Origin of the sequence: Desulfopila inferna (assembly GCF_016919005.1) — a bacterium.
Classification (GTDB): Bacteria; Desulfobacterota; Desulfobulbia; order Desulfobulbales; family Desulfocapsaceae; genus Desulfopila_A; species Desulfopila_A inferna.
Map to the genome: position 1 here is coordinate 30,453 of NZ_JAFFQE010000007.1, position 16,391 is coordinate 46,843.

At 47.3% G+C, this 16,391-nt stretch carries 15 protein-coding genes; 7 read left to right on the forward strand and 8 right to left on the reverse strand.

Going from position 1 to position 16,391, the window contains the following annotated elements; genetic code table 11:
• Positions 1-123 precede the first annotated feature (123 nt).
• From JWG88_RS16175 to JWG88_RS16190, 4 genes are all read left to right on the forward strand, one after another.
• On the forward strand, positions 124-1,095 hold the full coding sequence (locus JWG88_RS16175) for a glycosyltransferase (protein WP_205234843.1): 972 nt from the start codon (positions 124-126) through the stop codon (positions 1,093-1,095).
• A gap of 20 nt (positions 1,096-1,115) precedes the next feature.
• Positions 1,116-2,141, forward strand: coding sequence for an EpsG family protein (locus tag JWG88_RS16180; RefSeq protein WP_205234844.1), 1,026 nt, complete (start codon positions 1,116-1,118; stop codon positions 2,139-2,141).
• 131 nt (positions 2,142-2,272) lie between these two features.
• Entirely contained in the window at positions 2,273-2,785 is a 513-nt protein-coding gene (locus JWG88_RS16185; RefSeq protein ID WP_205234845.1) for a YdcF family protein, read from the forward strand.
• Entirely contained in the window at positions 2,782-3,942 is a 1,161-nt protein-coding gene (locus JWG88_RS16190) for a glycosyltransferase family 4 protein (RefSeq protein WP_205234846.1), read from the forward strand. Before JWG88_RS16185 ends, JWG88_RS16190 begins: the two co-directional genes overlap by 4 nt.
• A 169-nt stretch (positions 3,943-4,111) precedes the next feature.
• On the opposite strand, the gene JWG88_RS16195 is transcribed toward JWG88_RS16190, so the two are convergent.
• Positions 4,112-5,281 (reverse strand): nucleotidyltransferase domain-containing protein, encoded by a 1,170-nt coding sequence (locus JWG88_RS16195; RefSeq protein WP_205234847.1) that lies wholly within the window; start codon positions 5,279-5,281, stop codon positions 4,112-4,114.
• Positions 5,282-5,696: 415 nt separating this feature from the next.
• Complete coding sequence (locus tag JWG88_RS16200; protein WP_205234848.1) at positions 5,697-5,981, reverse strand: nucleotidyltransferase family protein; 285 nt, start codon at positions 5,979-5,981, stop codon at positions 5,697-5,699.
• A gap of 631 nt (positions 5,982-6,612) precedes the next feature.
• Between JWG88_RS16200 and JWG88_RS16205 the strand changes: the two genes are divergently transcribed.
• A complete protein-coding gene (locus tag JWG88_RS16205; RefSeq protein ID WP_205234849.1) occupies positions 6,613-7,482 on the forward strand; it encodes a glycerophosphodiester phosphodiesterase in 870 nt (289 codons plus the stop codon).
• 5 nt (positions 7,483-7,487) lie between these two features.
• Here JWG88_RS16205 and JWG88_RS22185 read toward each other — a convergent pair whose 3' ends face one another.
• From JWG88_RS22185 to JWG88_RS16230, 5 genes are all read right to left on the reverse strand, one after another.
• Positions 7,488-7,739 carry a HEPN domain-containing protein gene (locus JWG88_RS22185; protein ID WP_205234850.1) on the reverse strand — a complete coding sequence of 84 codons (252 nt, stop codon included), beginning with the start codon at positions 7,737-7,739 and terminating at the stop codon, positions 7,488-7,490.
• A complete protein-coding gene (locus JWG88_RS16215) occupies positions 7,736-7,879 on the reverse strand; it encodes a HEPN domain-containing protein (protein WP_205234851.1) in 144 nt (47 codons plus the stop codon). Before JWG88_RS16215 ends, JWG88_RS22185 begins: the two co-directional genes overlap by 4 nt.
• Entirely contained in the window at positions 7,869-8,105 is a 237-nt protein-coding gene (locus JWG88_RS22190; RefSeq protein ID WP_205235068.1) for a nucleotidyltransferase family protein, read from the reverse strand. Before JWG88_RS22190 ends, JWG88_RS16215 begins: the two co-directional genes overlap by 11 nt.
• A gap of 1,081 nt (positions 8,106-9,186) precedes the next feature.
• Positions 9,187-9,723 (reverse strand): REP-associated tyrosine transposase, encoded by a 537-nt coding sequence (locus JWG88_RS16225; RefSeq protein ID WP_205234852.1) that lies wholly within the window; start codon positions 9,721-9,723, stop codon positions 9,187-9,189.
• Positions 9,724-9,898: 175 nt separating this feature from the next.
• On the reverse strand, positions 9,899-13,159 hold the full coding sequence (locus JWG88_RS16230) for a winged helix-turn-helix domain-containing protein (protein ID WP_205234853.1): 3,261 nt from the start codon (positions 13,157-13,159) through the stop codon (positions 9,899-9,901).
• A gap of 184 nt (positions 13,160-13,343) precedes the next feature.
• Here JWG88_RS16230 and JWG88_RS16235 point away from each other — a divergent pair, with 184 nt between their 5' ends.
• Both JWG88_RS16235 and JWG88_RS16240 read left to right on the forward strand, forming a co-directional pair.
• Positions 13,344-13,637 (forward strand): hypothetical protein, encoded by a 294-nt coding sequence (locus JWG88_RS16235; RefSeq protein ID WP_205234854.1) that lies wholly within the window; start codon positions 13,344-13,346, stop codon positions 13,635-13,637.
• A 101-nt stretch (positions 13,638-13,738) separates the two neighbouring features.
• Positions 13,739-15,229, forward strand: coding sequence for a PilZ domain-containing protein (locus JWG88_RS16240; RefSeq protein ID WP_205234855.1), 1,491 nt, complete (start codon positions 13,739-13,741; stop codon positions 15,227-15,229).
• Positions 15,230-15,277: 48 nt separating this feature from the next.
• Here the strand turns inward: JWG88_RS16240 and JWG88_RS16245 are convergent, their stop codons facing one another.
• Complete coding sequence (locus JWG88_RS16245; RefSeq protein ID WP_205234856.1) at positions 15,278-15,931, reverse strand: YdcF family protein; 654 nt, start codon at positions 15,929-15,931, stop codon at positions 15,278-15,280.
• Between the last annotated feature and the right edge of the window lie 460 nt (positions 15,932-16,391).

The following is a 16,391-nucleotide window of genomic DNA, read 5'->3' on the forward strand; positions in this document are numbered from 1 at the left end:
CAATAAGTAGATGAATTATTTGTTTTGAAAATTGCCATTTTTTCCAAATATTCCCGTTTGGGTGCCAGTAGCAGACTGAGAACCCTGCAATATGTCTCTTATCTTCAGAATTCAGGATTAGATGTGCAAGTATTGCCGCTGTTCGATGACGCCTATTTGCGCAATCTCTACGCCGGGAAAAAAAGTTCGCACCGTGCTATTTTCAAGTACTACCATGAGCGCGCCCAGGCCCTTTGCAAATTGAAAAAGGTGGATCTTATTATTCTTGAAAAGGAAGCTCTTCCTTATATCCCGTTCTGGATCGAAAATTTTCTCATGCCATCATGCATCCCTTACGTTGTGGATTACGATGATGCCATATTTCACAACTATGACCTGTCGAAAAGATTTATGGTGCGGCAGTTACTTGGTCGTAAGATCGACAGGGTAATGGCAAAAGCGGCCATGGTTGTCTGTGGGAACACCTATCTGGGAAATCGTGCGAAGAAAGCCGGAGCACGGCGTATAGAGATCGTGCCGACTGTAGTGGACACGTCACGTTATTCGCCCGGTCGAATGCGAGATCGTCAGGTACCTGTGATCGGATGGATTGGTTCTCCTACCACGCAAGAATATATTCGCGATATAGGATCGGTGCTTCAGCGCGTGTGCTCGGAAGTGGGTGGCCGGTTGGTCCTGGTTGGTGTTCAGCAGAAGTTTCTGGAGGAGTTGAATATCATTCATGCTGAAATAATTCAATGGCAAGAGGCGACGGAGGCTGAAGTCGTAGCCGGGTTCGATATCGGTATCATGCCCTTACCGGACGGTCCATGGGAACGTGGCAAGTGCGGCTACAAGTTGATCCAGTATATGGCCTGCGGTTTGCCGGTGGTGGCCTCCCCGGTTGGTGTTAACAGCAAAATAATACAACATGGCGAAAATGGCTTTCTTGCCTCTACGCTCCAGGAGTGGGAATGGGCATTGATACAGTTGCTTTTTGATTCCAAGTTACGCCGGAGCATGGGCCGCAAGGGGCGGGCTATGGTTGAAGAAGAATACGCCCTGCAGGTACAAGCCCAGCGGTGGGTGCAAATCCTTAAAGCGGTGGCAGGTTAACAGTGGAAGTTTACTTGTTCATGTATGCCATGCCAGTTCTGGCGATGTTGGTCCCGCCTGCAGCGCGAAATATGAGAAGCTGGCTCTGGCTATTAACGGGGATAACATTTGCATTTCTGATTGGCTTTCGCTTTGAAGTCGGTGGCGATTGGTTCAGCTATATTTTTCATTACAGGCGCATGGTAGGAGCACCCTTTGAAAGCATTTGGATGCAGAAAGACCCCGGTTATGCAGCCCTGAACTGGCTGACTGCTCAAGTAGATGGTCAAATTTACCTGGTCAACCTGGTTTGCGGCGCGATTGTTATGGCAGGAGTGATTATCTTTGCCAGGCAGCAACCTCGTCCTTTGCTGGCTCTTTTAGTAGCCATCCCCTATATGATAGTGGTTGTGGCAATGGGCTACACGCGGCAAAGTGTCGCCTTGGGCTTTGAATTGCTGGCTCTTGTGTGCCTCATGAAAGGACGTCATTGGTCGTTTGTTCTGTTGATTATTTTTGGTGCTCTGTTCCATAAATCAGCGGTGATTCTTCTACCGCTGGCTGCCCTGGCCAGCACGAAAAGCCGACTTTGGACGTGGACGTGGGTTGGGATTGTCAGTATCATCATGGCATGGCTGTTACTTGCAGAATCCCAGGAACATTTATGGCATCACTATGTGGAACGGGGGCGCGTGTCTGAGGGTGGCGGTATCCGGATAGCTATGAATGCAATTCCCGCATTTTTGTTTTTATTCAACCGTAAATGGATGGCTAAAAATGATTATGAAAAGAAACTTTGGACCTGGATCGCCATTTTCTCTCTGGCCGGTATCCCTCTGGTCCCATTCGCTTCAACTGCGGTGGACCGCATTGCCCTTTACTTCATGCCAATTCAGATGTTTGTTTTTTCCCGTGTGGAAACAATGATAAGAGGACGAAATCACAGGCCCTTATTGCGCTGGGGAGTGGTTGGGGGATATGCCTTGGTCCTGTGGGTCTGGTTAAACTTTGCCAGCCATGCCGGCAGTTGGCTGCCGTACAGATTTCCTCCTTTCTTTAATCTGTAGTTAGACATTCACACAGATGGGGCAGATAGTTGAAATTCTCACTTTTCACATTCTTGGTTTTTGGTTGCGGAATCATCACCGCTTTTTTGGTTCTATTCGGGTCGCTTTTCGCCATTGGGCCATATCTCGTAATGGACAGTCAACCGGTTGCTGCTGATGTCGTCATAGTCCTCGGTGGTGGTGACGGCAGTCGCCTGCGTAAAGCAATAAATATCTATGACAAGGGGCTGGTTGAACAGTTGGTTCTTGTCGACACCAGTAGGCGTGACTGGCGTCATATTATAAGGAACTACAGCGCAAACGGTGCTTTTGATGAGAAAAACGTCACGTTCCTAGAGGGTTCTGTCAATACAAGGACTGACGCCAAATTATCCTTGTTTTTCTGCCGGGAGAACAGCATCGATAATATCCTTGTTGTCACCTCTCCATACCATACACGCCGGGCTCATATTCTGTTTGAACAGGTGTTTAAAGAGAGTGGAATTCAGGTAACTACTGTCAGCAATGGAGATTATGGCAATCTGTTCAAACCAAACGAAAGCTGGTGGCGGCATCGCCGGACGCTGGAGACGGTATGGATGGAGTTTGGCAAGGTCGTTTTTGCCATTATGGACCCCTTGCTGCCTGCCGGAAGTCTGCAATGAATAATCGAAAAATTCTCCTCTTTGCCAACACGGACTGGTACCTTTACAACTTCCGTCTTTCGCTGGCATACAAGCTGCGTTCCGAAGGATGGGAAGTGATTCTGATGTCCCCACCGGGTGACTACGGCCCGAAGCTTGAGCAGATCGGTTTTCGATGGATCCCTTTTCCTTTCTCGACCCAAAGTACCAATCCACTGCGCGAGTTCGGCGTTCTGCTGCGTCTGATCCTGCTATACCGCAGAGAAAAGCCCGATCTGTTGCACCATTTCACCATCAAATGCGTACTCTACGGCAGCCTGGCAGCCAAATTTGCCGGTATCACCAACAGAGCCAACGCCGTGACCGGTATGGGGCACATCTTTACCGATACCGGCATCAAGGCCCGTCTTCTTCGCCCTGTAGTTAAAGTACTTTATCGTCTCGCCCTCAACAACCCTTCTGGCCGCGTAATATTCCAGAACGAAGAAGACCAGGCCGCATTCGTCAAATATGGCATGTCGGAGAGTTACTTGACGCGGCTGATTCGTGGCTCCGGCGTCAACTGCGGTCGTTTTAAACCCGCTTTTTGCGCCTCTGGGGCCGAGAGACCGGTACGCATCCTCTTCGCCTCGCGGCTACTTCGTGAAAAAGGTATTTTTGAGCTAGTTGAGGCTGCCCGCCTGCTTCAAGGCCAGGGACTGCAGGCCGAATTCTTGATCGCGGGTGAGCTATATCCCGGCAATCCTTCCTCCCTCACCAAGGCAGACCTGGAAGCCCTGCAAAACGAGAAAGCTATTATTTACCTCGGTCACATTGACAATATGCCGGCACTGATCGCTAAAAGTGATATCGTCACCCTGCCTTCCTACCGCGAAGGCACACCTCGCATCCTTATTGAAGCTGCAGCTATGGGTAAACCGATCGTCGCCACCGACATAGCCGGCTGCCGGGGGCTGGTTGTAAACGGAGTCAATGGTCTTCTGGTACCGCCAAAGGGTTCGCAGCCCCTGGCCCAGGCTTTAAAAGAACTGATCCTTTCACCTCAGCAGCGCCATAAAATGGGTGCAGCCGGTAGACAGATCGTTCTCAACGAATTTGATGAAAAAATCGTCATTAAAAAAACGTTAGCGGTTTACCATGAGCTTATGGCCGAGAGAGGGGATACTAAAGGCAGCTAATGTGTGTTAATTTCATTAACCTTTGTTGATCTGTGATTTTAAAATACTATCTCCTTCATTCCCTACGGGAGCTCTATCATTTGTCTGAGTTATATTTCACACAACATCTAAAATTGGCTTGAAAAAATATAGTAACTTGTAATCTTAAAAAAGATTGGCTGGACTGCAACTAACGCTTTAAATTTATTAAGCCTTTCAATACTAGTCTATACGGGCGGATGAGATAATATAGTGGAAATAGTTTAGCTGGAAGGCATATTAACTGAAAATCTGTAACTCTGGGCCGAAATACCTGCCGAAACAAATACTTTACAGAACCAGTCCAATGATCTCGAAGAAGAAACTGGAACAATTTGAATCTATGCCCACTTTTTTGGATGGTATTTAATCCATCATTGTAAACAGGGGATAGGTCTTTTTTGTTTTTACCCACTATATCCAAGGTTTTTTGTTCACGCATTATTCTTTCCTGAAGAATTTTAGGCAAATCAATTGCAAAAACTTCTTGTGCTAGGATGAATGCCTGGAGAACTATTCTGCGGCATCCCAGACTTTTTACTCTGGAAAATATTTCTGTGAAATCCACGATATCAGGATTTCTCAAAATACATGCAACACTACAAAGCCATTCCAGACGTTCCCAGGCATGTCTAGTCCCATGTACACAGAGATAAATAAGCAGATCTTCACGTGCTAACTGCTGAATTTTTGTCTCAAAAAAATCCATATTATGAACTCTTGATCCAAAATATTCAAAGTCAAATGCTTTCTCTAAATATCGCCCTGTTGCTTCCCAGTGAATCTCGACAACAACGCCATTTAAATTTGACAACTGAATGTCATTTTCAAATGACTTATATCTGGTCAGTTGTTCCTGGTCGAGATTGATCAGAGGAGCATATCCTTGCTCCTGCAAGCAGACTAACGCATTCTCAACATCATTGGCTTTTAAAAGAACATCCAGGTCTGAAAATATGCGCACATCCTGCTTGTCATAAACTGCGTGGGAAAGAGTTGGTCCTTTAAAAGGAACAGCCGGTATTCCTTTTCCTTTAAGCAATGTGCATATTTTTACAAGTTCCGCGGACAGCCTTATAGATTTGATAGTGTAATTTCTGGCCAGTGTTTTTAATACTACCTTTTGATTCTCAGGAATGGTGATCAGTCTGGTAAGCTTCAAAATCGGATATATTAAAAGAAAAACTCCATGAATCACTGAGGCTTTAGCAAAATATTCCCAATCAAAGTCTTCATTTTCAGAAATTTTTAAGGACTGATAGGCTGGCAGATCTAAAGCTTTGCAAGTTAGGTGCAATATTAGAGCATCTTCATTACGCATTTCTTTATTAGACTCATCATATCATATGATTATATGTCATTTCCTGTATTACTAGTACTGCATTGGATTTGAAGTTAGAAAATATGGCACTTTCGAGATAAACGCTCTTAAAAATCTATACACTTCTATAAAATAGCAGTTAAAGCAAGGCCCAATGGCGAAATATGGTATAAGACTTTTTTGAAAAAAATACATCTTTGAATTTCTTTCCTTTCTATCCAACTTTCAACCTCCGAAGCAAAATTTTAAAATTTGTTAAACATTCTTTCTGTAAATTCATAAAGTGGTAGGCAAAACAGGCCATCGCTTATTCTTTCAATTTCATTTTTCGCGACGGTAGGCTGGGAGTTTTTGGGATAGGATTTGGAGTGGTGGTAGGGCTGCTCAACATGCACCTGATCACGTTCGGAGAGCGTCATATATCAATTGCCTGCCCAAGAATTCGGTCGCGAATTTTCGGATGCAAGGCAGCCGGCGTCACCACCTCCTCTTTCTTACCCAGGAGGTCCTGAAGGTCCATTAGCAGCCCCCCGAGTGCTAGTGCTGAGCGGCCTTTTTCAAGATCAACCAGGATATCAACGTCACTCTCAGGACCGGCATCGCCGCGAGCCCGCGAACCAAATACCCTTACCCGACAGGCTCCGCGTAACAGGGCAAGCCGCCTGATCTCTTCACGGTGTTGTTCCATCAGTCTATCCATAATTTGTCTCCTGTCGTGGTCCAGATGTCTGCTTTTATCTGATCACTATTTATGGCTCTTATTATTATCCTAATTCATTAGAGTTACCTAAGCAATTTTTATTCTGAAATTAGAATGATTAACGCCTTTAATATTGGTGATTTTAAAATTTTCAGAAGCAAAGATCCTGATAAATGAAGAACGGGTTTTGTTGGGGTTCGCTGCGCTTACCGCCAACCTACAGGTTGTGGGAATTGGGTGGTTTTTAAGATGGGTAGGTTTAGCCTGGTACTGATGGTGCCGGGAATGATGTACGAGGCGGTAAAGATTGGTGATGAGTGACAGGGAGGCCAACGTTTTCTGAAAGGCTGTAATAGGATATCTCTTCGTGCTTACTTAAAAAAAGTGATTACAAGTTTTGAACAAGAATCAGAGGCGCGCAGGGATCTGCCTCTACATTCATCTTGTTAATTTTCCGATCAACTGAAGTGTGTTTTACAACCTCTTTAGGAGAGCTTTCACTTTTTTTTGAAAACATATGCAGACCTTTTCTGAATCTTCTTCAACAGATAAAAGTGTTAGTAGCCTATCCTGCGCAGGTGGTCGCCTGCGCCGTGGGTATAGGTATTTCTGCTTTGCTTTGCCTGCTCTGATGACCTTAGTTGTCGGCTGCACGATGCCGTCCAGTATTGTCAACCTGGAGAAAATTCTCGAACGGCAGGAAATTTCACCCTCCGATTACTATGGATACAGGTGCACGGCCGGTGCACATCGTGGCGCCTCGGTAGATTTTCGGGAAAATACCCTGGCGGCGCTGCAGGCTGCTGACAGGGACAGCAGATATGCCTTCATTGAATTTGATGTCCAATATTCAAAGGACCGAAAAATTGTCGTCTATCACGATAAAAGACTGTTGCGCCTCTTTGGCAATCCGCGGGAGATTGGTGAAACGACCTTTGCTGAACTGCTCGAAATAACCGAGGGCAATATAACGACCTTCGACAGCGTCATTGTTTTGTTGAAGAAGAAACTCAACATCGAAATAAAATCGCAGGGGGATCTTGAGGAAGACCGGCAGCTGGTGGATGAGATCATGAAGGATATCCGAGTCCTTAAGCGGGAAAACGACATCATGATAAGCTCCATTTCGAGCGAGGTCATTCAATATGTCAAACAAAAATATCCCAATGTGCCGACCGGCCAGGTCTATTGGCTGACAGCATCGACCTATCTGCATCTGGACGGACTGACAAAAAATCTCTACAGGGAACTCAACACCGCCAAGGCCGATTATATCATGCTGCATACGGCCAATCTGCGCAATATCGATGATCTCCTTGCCTTCAAGCCGAAGGGCAAGACCATCGTCTTTTGGGATTTTGATGACACGATGTATATCGTTCACAAGGATTTCTCGGACCGGCTTTGGGGTGAATCCTCGGTCACCGCATTTTACCAGTTCCTCCAGTATGGGCTTTTTTCACTGTTGCAGTGGCCTGATTTAGGAAGTCGGCAGGTGTGATTGGTTTACTTTGCCAATAAGGATTTAACATTGAGTAAGATCGCCTCCGCTATTGCAATTCCTGTCTGACAGATATTCTCATCCGGTGCAAAACCAGGAAGTGCGGCTCCAAGTGGATATTTAGAGGGTAAATATATGGAATCGAGATATTCACACTCTTCTTCCTTGAGGTCGAGGTCTATGGTATTGGCAAGAAGAATATTCCGGAGTTCTGATATGCTATGTGTCCTGCGGAGTTTAAGGGATTTTTCAATCAATATGGATTTGAGAGCTTTTTTTCAACGGCTTGCTGGATGTTTTGAAGGCAAGGATTGAAAAGCTGATTGGTATGCAGGATTTTTGCAAATTTTAGGTTCTCTTCGGCAAACATAAGCCATTGTTTTGCATCATCTCTCATAAACGGTTTCTCCGCGTTCAATTTCCTCAAGAAAGGGGCTTGAGAAGCATCCAATTTTAAGCGGAATAATGTCCAGAGGTATTTGTCTGGCAATATGGCGAGTCAGGCGGCGATACTTCACTGCAAGTCTGAGGTAGTCATCATCGCTATCCTGGAAAATGGCGATATCGATGTCATTGGGATTATCTGAGCTGGTGAAAGACCCGAACAGGACAATTCGCTGAATTTTCCGTTTCGGCTTTTAAACTATCGATAATGTAATGTTTCAAGTCTTCCTTGCTTTCACTTGTCATCGAAATCTCCACATGTCGAAATGGGTGGACACCTAAAATTTTACTGTACTGCAGTTTCGGAGACCAAACTTTATCTGCCTCCGCTTTCTTACTATTATCCTAATCAATAAAAGTTACCTAAGCAATTTTTATTGTTAAATTAAGACGCTTACACCTGAGGCAAAGATCCTGATAATTAAAAAGCCTGGGTTTGTTGGGGTTCGCTGCGCTCACCGCCAACCTACAGGTTATGGTAGTTGATTGTGTTTTTGATGTTTCTGTTCAGTCTGGTGGTGAGGGTGCCAGGAGCACTTGGCGTGGCGATACAGTAGGTTGGCGCTGAGCGAAGGGAAGCCCAACGTTTTTGAAAGGCTGGGTTCTGTTGGGGTTCGCTGCGCTCACCGCCAACCTACAGGTTATGGGAGTTGGTTGTTTTTTTGATGTTTCGGTTCAGTCTGGTGGTGAGGGTGTCAGGAGCACTTGGCGTGGCGATACAGTAGGTTGGCGCTGAGTAAAGGGAAGCCCAACGTTTTTGAAGGCTGGGTTTTGTTGGGGTTCGCTGCGCTCACCGCCAACCTACAGGTTATGGTAGTTGATTGTTTTTTTTGATGTTTCTGTTCAGTCTGGTGGTGAGGGTGTCAGGAGCACTTGGCGTGGCAATACAGTAGGTTGGCGCTGAGCGAAGGGAAGCCCAACGTTTTTGAAAGGCTGGGTTTTGTTGGGGTTCGCTGCGCTCACCGCCAACCTACAGGTTATGGTAGTTGATTGTGTTTTTGATGTTTCTGTTCAGTCTGGTGGTGGGGGTGCCAGGAGCACTCTATGTGACGATACAGTAGGTTGGCGCTGAGTAAAGGGAAGCCCAACGTTTTTGAAGGCTGGGTTTTGTTGGGGTTCGCTGCGCTCACCGCCAACCTACAGGTTATGGTAGTTGATTGTTTTTTTGATGTTTCTGTTCAGTCTGGTGGTGAGGGTGTCAGGAGCACTTGGCGTGGCGATACAGTAGGTTGGCGCTGAGCGAAGGGAAGCCCAACGTTTTTATTTCCTTTCTCCGAAATTCTTTTCGTCGGCCGGATCGATGCCGATGCCCCAGTTCTTTTCTATAATACCATCCTTGATATAGCGGTGGATGCTGGAATATTGCCAGGCTGAGGCGCATCGTACATATCCGTGCTTTACCGGATTGTAATGGATGTATTCTATGTGGTTGTTATAATCCTGTTGATCCTGGATGAGGTGCTCCCAATAACGGCGTTGCCAGATCCCGCGTTCTTTTTTGCTTTTTCTGCTCAGAGTGCGGGGCTCCCCTTTGTTAATATGCCTTGAAAATCCTGTTTTTATCAACATCCAGCGTGTAGCGTAATCAACATCATTCTCCGGCAGCGTCCATAAGGCATGAAGATGTTCAGGCAAGACCACCATGGCATCGATTGTGAAAGGGTGGCGATCGATTACGTGTGAAATGACATTGCGTAAAGTGTCGATTTTATCAACCAGCAACTGGCTTTGGCGGTCGGCGAGATTAACCGTAAAGAAATATGTGCCGCCTTGCACGCGGGCTCTACGGTATTGCATGCTATTTCCTGTCTTGGAATGTTGGCGGTTAAGGTGAGGAAGTCCAAGTATACCAAAAGAGGGGTAATTTTGAAAGGCTGTTTGTTGGGGTTCGCTGCGCTCACCGCCAACCTACAGGTTATGGTAATTTGGTGGTTTTTTATGATGTTCGGTTTAGTCTGGTGCTTCGGCAGACTCATTGCCAGAAGACACCTGCAGCCGCATCGGTCGCATCGGAGACAATACCGCTATCCAGGCAGGCCTGCTGGTAGATCTGAATGACTTTTTGTGCCTCAATCCGGTTGTTGCTCTCGACGTGCAGGTTATAGAGCTGCCGGGCAAGTTCCAGGTCATGACTTCTCTGCCGAAAGGCGCTGTCCAGCAGCTCCAATGCTTTCTCCTGCTTCCCCTTTAACCGCAGCAGGCCTGCCCAGATTTTAGCGCACTTGATGTATTCGTTCTCCACCTTATCGGCCAGGTACGAACTTTCGGCCAGCCGGATTCCTTCACAACCCATATCGCCCCAGAGCCTGAAGGCCAGATGAAAATTATTGGAGGCCTGCCAGATTTTCCCCTTTTCATGATGCTGCTGCGCCAAGCGGGTAAACTCGAGGAACCTGAAGGCATCGATCAGGCAGTGCTGCAATTTGATGATACCCTGCTCAACCTGGAGATATTCCTTGCTGCTGAAAGGTTCTGCCAGTGCGCTCAGCTTTCTGCGAAGGTGGGAAATCAAGACGTCGAGACTGGAGCGTTGCTTCTTTTCCGTCTTCTCCGGCCAGAGACGCTCCGAGATAGCATTTCTGTCGAGGCAGTTTCCCGGCGACTCAATGAGGGCGAGGAACAGTATCTTCTCGTTTCGGCTGAGATCGTGAAGGCGCATCAGCGCTCCATTAACCGAGACGATGCACCAGTCATCGAGGAGCCGGATTTCCAGGAAAGGAAGTATTTGGCCCTCTTTGTTGATGCCGCTATGCAGGGTCTCGGCCAGGATCCAGGTGGCATGTTGAGTTTCGATGTTGTGGTGTATGGCCAGCTGAAGGAGCGGGCGCATGATCTCCGGCATGAAGGAGAAAAAGTGTTTGTATTTGTTTTTTCTCATCAGTTCCAGGCAACTGTGGATATCATCAAGTGCCTGCTCCTCCCCATGCTCGCGGAACTGCAGCATGGCGCGGTGGGCATAGATGGCGGCTCTGCTGAATTCATCGTCGAGATCACAGGAAAGCTCAAGGGCTTTGCTGAATTGCTGCAGGGCTTCGTCGGCTATGCCGAGCCGGGAATAAACGGCGCCGGCAAAAAGATGAGAAAGGATGACGAAGGAGACGGCGCCTGTCTGCTGGCGAAGCTGCAGAGATTCCGAGATTGCCGCCAGGGCTTCGGCCCGCCGGCCCTTGACGGCATCAGCCATTGCCTGATAGTAGAGGAACTGGCTGCGCATGTGCGGCTTGGCACCGGCGTAGCTGTTTTGCAGGCCCTGTTCGATGTATCTTTCCACTCCGTTCATATCGCCTTCGGCAAGCGCCATGTCTGCATTGAGCACAGCGAGCAGAGGCCCGATAATACTCTGCACCAGGGCATCCTGCTCTCCGGCATAGACGAGCTCTTTTCTCTGTTCTCTGTAGTTTATAAAATCACCTGTCATTTCAAGGAGGTTCACCTGCAGCAGATAGAGGAACAGCCTTGTCAAGCCGTTCACCCGCGGATTGGCAACAAAATGAAGCGATGCCTCCAGCTCTTCCAGGTAGCCCTCCCAATTCCCGACAAAACCACAGCGATAGGCCCGGATCAGGCGTGCCATAGCGGTCATGTTTTCGAGACCGTGCTTTTCGCTGGTATGCAAAACCCAGGTGTCGTAATGGCGAACCTTATCCATTTTCATCTGCAGAAAACAGAAACCCACGGCCAGTGAGTATGAGATGCGCAGTTGCAGGCTGATGGGGAGGTCGTGCTGCCTGTGCGCAAAAACGGCTTCAAGCTCGTCGACATATTTTTGCATGGCATTGAACTGGCCGTCGATGATGGCGTGGTATTCGATGAGCTGGCTGTTGGCGACCAGCAGCCCGATATCATCCTCTGTCTTTGCGAAGAGCTTCTTGGCGTTACGGAGAAAAGAGAGCGCTCGCGCGGGTTCGGAGTCTTGTTTGCAGGTGCCGTAATAAAAGCTCAGCCAGGGGTGATCATCGATATATTGAGGAGGAATGCTGTCGAGGATCAGCTGCAGTGTCTTTACCTGGTTGCGATGCAGCAGTTGCAGACCGAAGTCGCGCAGTATGGATTCGCAAAAGGAGAAATCGCTGATCCTGGCGCTATAGCGCAATGCCCGCAGCGGATCTCCTGTTTCCAGGTGATGAAGGGAGGCCTGCTGCAGTATCTCCCGGCGCTGCTGGACCGTCATCCGGCTTTCGCACAGGGGGAGAAGGCTTTCACGAAAAAGATGATGGAAGCTGAATATGGCAGCTTCACCATCGAGGTAACGGAGAAAGCGGTTCTTCTGTGTCATTGCCGTAATCAGGCTTGTAGCACCCTCGGGGCTGAAAAGACGCTCAAGCAGGGCTCTGGGAAGATCTTCGAGCAGGGCCATCAGCAATATCTTCTCGGCCTGATCCTGAGAGAAAGAGGAGAGAACGGCCTCCTGAAAATATTCGCTGAGATGATGCCGCATTCTGGAGAGTTGAAAGGAGCTGCCTCTCTTAACTCCCTGCACCTGCGTTTTATCCGACTGCATCGCCCAGAGAGTCAGGCCGGTAATCCATCCTTCCGTCTGTTGCTGAATCTGCTCGATCTCTTCAAAAGGCAGCATTATCCCGAATGTCTTCTGAAACAGGCGGGCGGTTTCTTCCATGGAGAAATCAAGATTGTCATTGTCAATGATCAGGGTCGGGATATCCAGCAGGTTGACGTTAAGAATATTTTTTACGGAGTGACGGGAGACGAGAATCCATTGCATCCAGTCGGGAGAGTTTCGCATGATGGCGAGCAGCAGGGCGGTACTGTCGCCGGCACCCTCCAGGAGGTGCAGATCGTCGATTACCAATTGGAAAGCGGGGGTATCGCTCTGATGAATCTCTTGCGCCAGAAGTGCCCCGAAATTAACGGCCTCCCGGTAATGGATGCTGCCTTCCGCAAGGGCCTTGGCCACAACGCCTGAATGGAAACCGGGCAGATTCTTCTGCAGAAGCAAAACCAGCACCTGCAGAAAAGCGACGGGATCATGATCCTCCAGACCGATTTGACACCAGCCCGAGGGCATATCACCGTGGGCGACATATTGCTGAGCAAATACCGATTTACCGGATCCGGCGGGAGCCTCGATGAGGATTGCCCGTTTCCTCTGGGCCTGCAGGTGCTTGAGTTCCTGCATCAACATCGTCCTCTCGATGAGTCTTCCAGGTTGATGAGCTGGGGCGGTGAGTTTGTGGTCCTGACGTTGTGCCGATTGTGCAGATAATGTGTTCATGTTTCCGTTTCGTGAGAAGAGTTGCAGCTGCCAAACCTTTTCTTGTATTCAAAAGTTGCAATGTAGCAGACCTTGGCGCAACAGTTAAGATTTTTTTAAGATAGATGCTGTAGTTTGGGTCCCTGTGTATGCGTTTCCAGTTGCTACGGCACTGAAATTGGGGATTAGAGAGAAGAGGTTGAAAATGAAATTGGGAAAAGACAAGGAAAGTAGAGTGGAGGTCAGATGCGTCTACTGTCAAAAATTTCTACGTGAGTACTTTTATCAGCGTGTCGCGGAGATGTCAGGTAAAGGGGGAAGCATCAGTCATGGCATTTGCCACAGCTGTCTGATTGAACATTATCCCAACGAATCCAAGGAAATCAGGAAGGCCTTTGTTGATAAGACCCTTTGCGGTCAGGATCCGGCAGACCGTAATCCTATAAATTTGGAAATAATAAGTGCTAATCATATCCATCAAAGAAAATTGAAAAAATAGGTATTTCTACCTATATCATTCGTTAGTGAAATGTGGTATTGCTATGTTCCGCTATGGGGATAGAACAGTGATATAGATTTTGCTTCGGGGGGGGGAGTGTAATGATTAGCGACGAACTACGGATAATTACGGTTTTTCTATGCTCGTTGTTCGGGGCTTTGTTTGTTTTGCCGAAACTTGCTCATATTGCCAAGCGGATCGGGCTGCTCGATCAGCCCAACAGCAGAAAGGTGCATGCGACACCCCGGCCATTGGTGGGCGGTATAGGCATGATGATAGCGGCAACCTTCAGCAGCCTTGCCTTTATTCCCATAGCCGGATTACGGGGATATTTTCTTGGGTTATCGGTTTTGCTTCTTATTGGATTCCTCGATGACTTCCTCGAGGTTGGGCATAAGCAGAAATTTCTTGCGCAGATAGGAGCGACTGTTTTACTCATCTATTTCAGCAAGGTGAGCTTGAGCAGTTTCGGCGATATTCTGGGGATTGGCAATATATATGTTCCAGGCGGTGATATTGCTATCTGGATCGTTACCGCCTTTTGTATCGTCGGCGTGATCAACTCCATAAATCTCATCGACGGCCTCGATGGACTGGCCGGTGGAATCTCCTTCAACGGCTTTCTCTTTTTTGCGCTTCATGCCTCGATCGGCGGCAATATTCCGCTGATGCTGCTCAATTTTGCCCTTGCCGGCGCCGTTTTGGGATTTCTCAAGTTCAACTGGCATCCATCCATACTTTTTATGGGAGATGCCGGCAGTCTTTGCCTGGGGTTCTCCCTTGGTTTCATGGCGCTTGCCCTGACCCAGGGGGCGAGTAGTGTCATGCCTCCGGTGGCGGCATTAATGATACTCGCAGTACCGATCACCGATACTCTGGTGATAATGTGTAAAAGGGCTATTAACGGCTCGAGTCCATTTATGCCGGATAAATATCACCTGCATCATATCTTCATGCGCTATGGTATGGGACGGGTCCGGGCAGTCAGGACCATCCTTGGTTTAAGTTTTCTTTTCGGTGCGACAAGCTTGCTTTTGCCTTTCCGTAATATTCCCGAGTATTGTTTATTTGCCATATTCGGGACTTATTTAGTCATTTATACCATCGCATCTTTCTATATTCCGGTTTTGCTTCGCTACAGTAGAAAATTCAAGAAACGAAAACCGAAAAACGGTGAAGCGTATAGTTTTTTAAAAATTCTACTGGGCGGGTTCGATAACTTTAAAATATTTCGGAAGGCGAAGAGGTATAACGTTTACCTGAGGGTGAGGTGCAAGGGACCTCATGATGAAATATATTTGGAAGGCAAGGTCCTGGATTTTTCGGTCAGTGGCTGCATGGCCCATGTGAAGGGCTTGGAAACTCTCCATAAAGATATGAATCTCAAGATATATCTTCCTTTCGAGGACGAAGTGGAAGAACTCGCACTGACTGCAGAGCATATCTGGGTTTCGGAAAAGGATAGCGTCTATTACCATGGCTTCAGGTTTGATGGCCTTCACCTGAATCAGGAACAGGCTATTGCCAACTTCCTGACCAGCCTGGATGGTAGAAAACAGCCTTTTATTCCAGCAGTTATTTCCGGCAAGTAGAAGAGAATCCTACAGGTAAACTTTATCTTCTGTCGTTGGCTGGTCTGGTTAGATTTTGAACAGGAGGTATGTGCGCAAAAAATCAATAACCCTGTTGAATCCCTTGATATCGGCAGGAAGTTTTTGGGTCAGACCATAGCAAGCCATTTCCACGGAGCTTCCCCATAACTTCACCAATTCATTGTAATATGTTTTCAATTTCCTGGTGCGATTGTGGTTCTTGTTGGGATTGACCGGATAATACTGAACTTTGACCCTCATACCCGAAGTTTTAAGAAATGTTTCCAGAAGAAACATGGAGCGGGGAATATGATAAGAGGAGGTTACCAGGATAAGGGATTTAAACTGGTTTTGCCGGATGATACCACTGGTTTTGACGATATCTTCAAAGGTTGAGCGGCTTTCGTCGCCGGTAATCAGCTGAATTTCGGCAGTGATTTTTTGTTTGTCCACTGATTTCTGAAGATTAGCGGCTGTTTTGTTAATTACCGAGAGATTTGCGCCATAGCCGCTTTCAGCAAGGGCAAGGGCGGCTGTGACTCGTTCTTGGCCTCCCGGAAAAACAACAATAAGGTCTGCTCTTTCCAGATCCGGATCTTTGCTTTCCACAACCAGAATGGCGCTGATCTGGAGCAGAGCTACGAGCATTAGTATGCCGGCAAGGATTGCCGTGAAAAGGAAGAGATTTTTAAGAAAGGTCATATGAAGATGCCCGAGACTATCTTGAGAATTTAAAAAAGAATGGATGATCCGAGAGTGCTTCGTTGTCGAGAAGATGCAGTTAATGTATCTACTGGAAAGAGTTATGGCAATGACTATTTGAAGTCTGCGCTTTTCGCAAAGTCCGTCTCGGCACCTTTGATGGCTTTTACGAGACCATCCTCACTGAATGATTCGGTAATGGTAACAGATGATCCGAGTTACAATAACGAAATCGAATTGGAATGGTGGCCGGAAGACCTTATGATTCCAGAATAAAAAGTTATCTATAACAAAAAAAATACCTTGCATTAAAACAGACCGTACGTTAATTGTTGTGTTAGGTATCAATAAGGTTTCCGTTTTCCGTAATCGCGGAAAATGAGAAGTCAGTTCCTGTCGCTTCAGAAGAAGAAACGCGGAACTGGATATGTGGTTCCTATCCTGATAATACACCGGGTAT

Bases quoted from the DNA above. Each gene is read 5' to 3' on its own strand.
- JWG88_RS16180 (WP_205234844.1), top strand. From the start codon at position 1,116: ATGTATGCCATGCCAGTTCTGGCGATGTTGGTCCCGCCTGCAGCGCGA.
- JWG88_RS16185 (WP_205234845.1), top strand. From the start codon at position 2,273: ATGGACAGTCAACCGGTTGCTGCTGATGTCGTCATAGTCCTCGGTGGT.
- JWG88_RS16190 (WP_205234846.1), top strand. From the start codon at position 2,782: ATGAATAATCGAAAAATTCTCCTCTTTGCCAACACGGACTGGTACCTT.
- JWG88_RS16195 (WP_205234847.1), bottom strand. From the start codon at position 5,281: ATGCGTAATGAAGATGCTCTAATATTGCACCTAACTTGCAAAGCTTTA.
- JWG88_RS16200 (WP_205234848.1), bottom strand. From the start codon at position 5,981: ATGGATAGACTGATGGAACAACACCGTGAAGAGATCAGGCGGCTTGCC.
- JWG88_RS16205 (WP_205234849.1), top strand. From the start codon at position 6,613: ATGACCTTAGTTGTCGGCTGCACGATGCCGTCCAGTATTGTCAACCTG.
- JWG88_RS16215 (WP_205234851.1), bottom strand. From the start codon at position 7,879: ATGAGAGATGATGCAAAACAATGGCTTATGTTTGCCGAAGAGAACCTA.
- JWG88_RS16225 (WP_205234852.1), bottom strand. From the start codon at position 9,723: ATGCAATACCGTAGAGCCCGCGTGCAAGGCGGCACATATTTCTTTACG.
- JWG88_RS16230 (WP_205234853.1), bottom strand. From the start codon at position 13,159: ATGAACACATTATCTGCACAATCGGCACAACGTCAGGACCACAAACTC.
- JWG88_RS16235 (WP_205234854.1), top strand. From the start codon at position 13,344: ATGAAATTGGGAAAAGACAAGGAAAGTAGAGTGGAGGTCAGATGCGTC.
- JWG88_RS16240 (WP_205234855.1), top strand. From the start codon at position 13,739: ATGATTAGCGACGAACTACGGATAATTACGGTTTTTCTATGCTCGTTG.
- JWG88_RS16245 (WP_205234856.1), bottom strand. From the start codon at position 15,931: ATGACCTTTCTTAAAAATCTCTTCCTTTTCACGGCAATCCTTGCCGGC.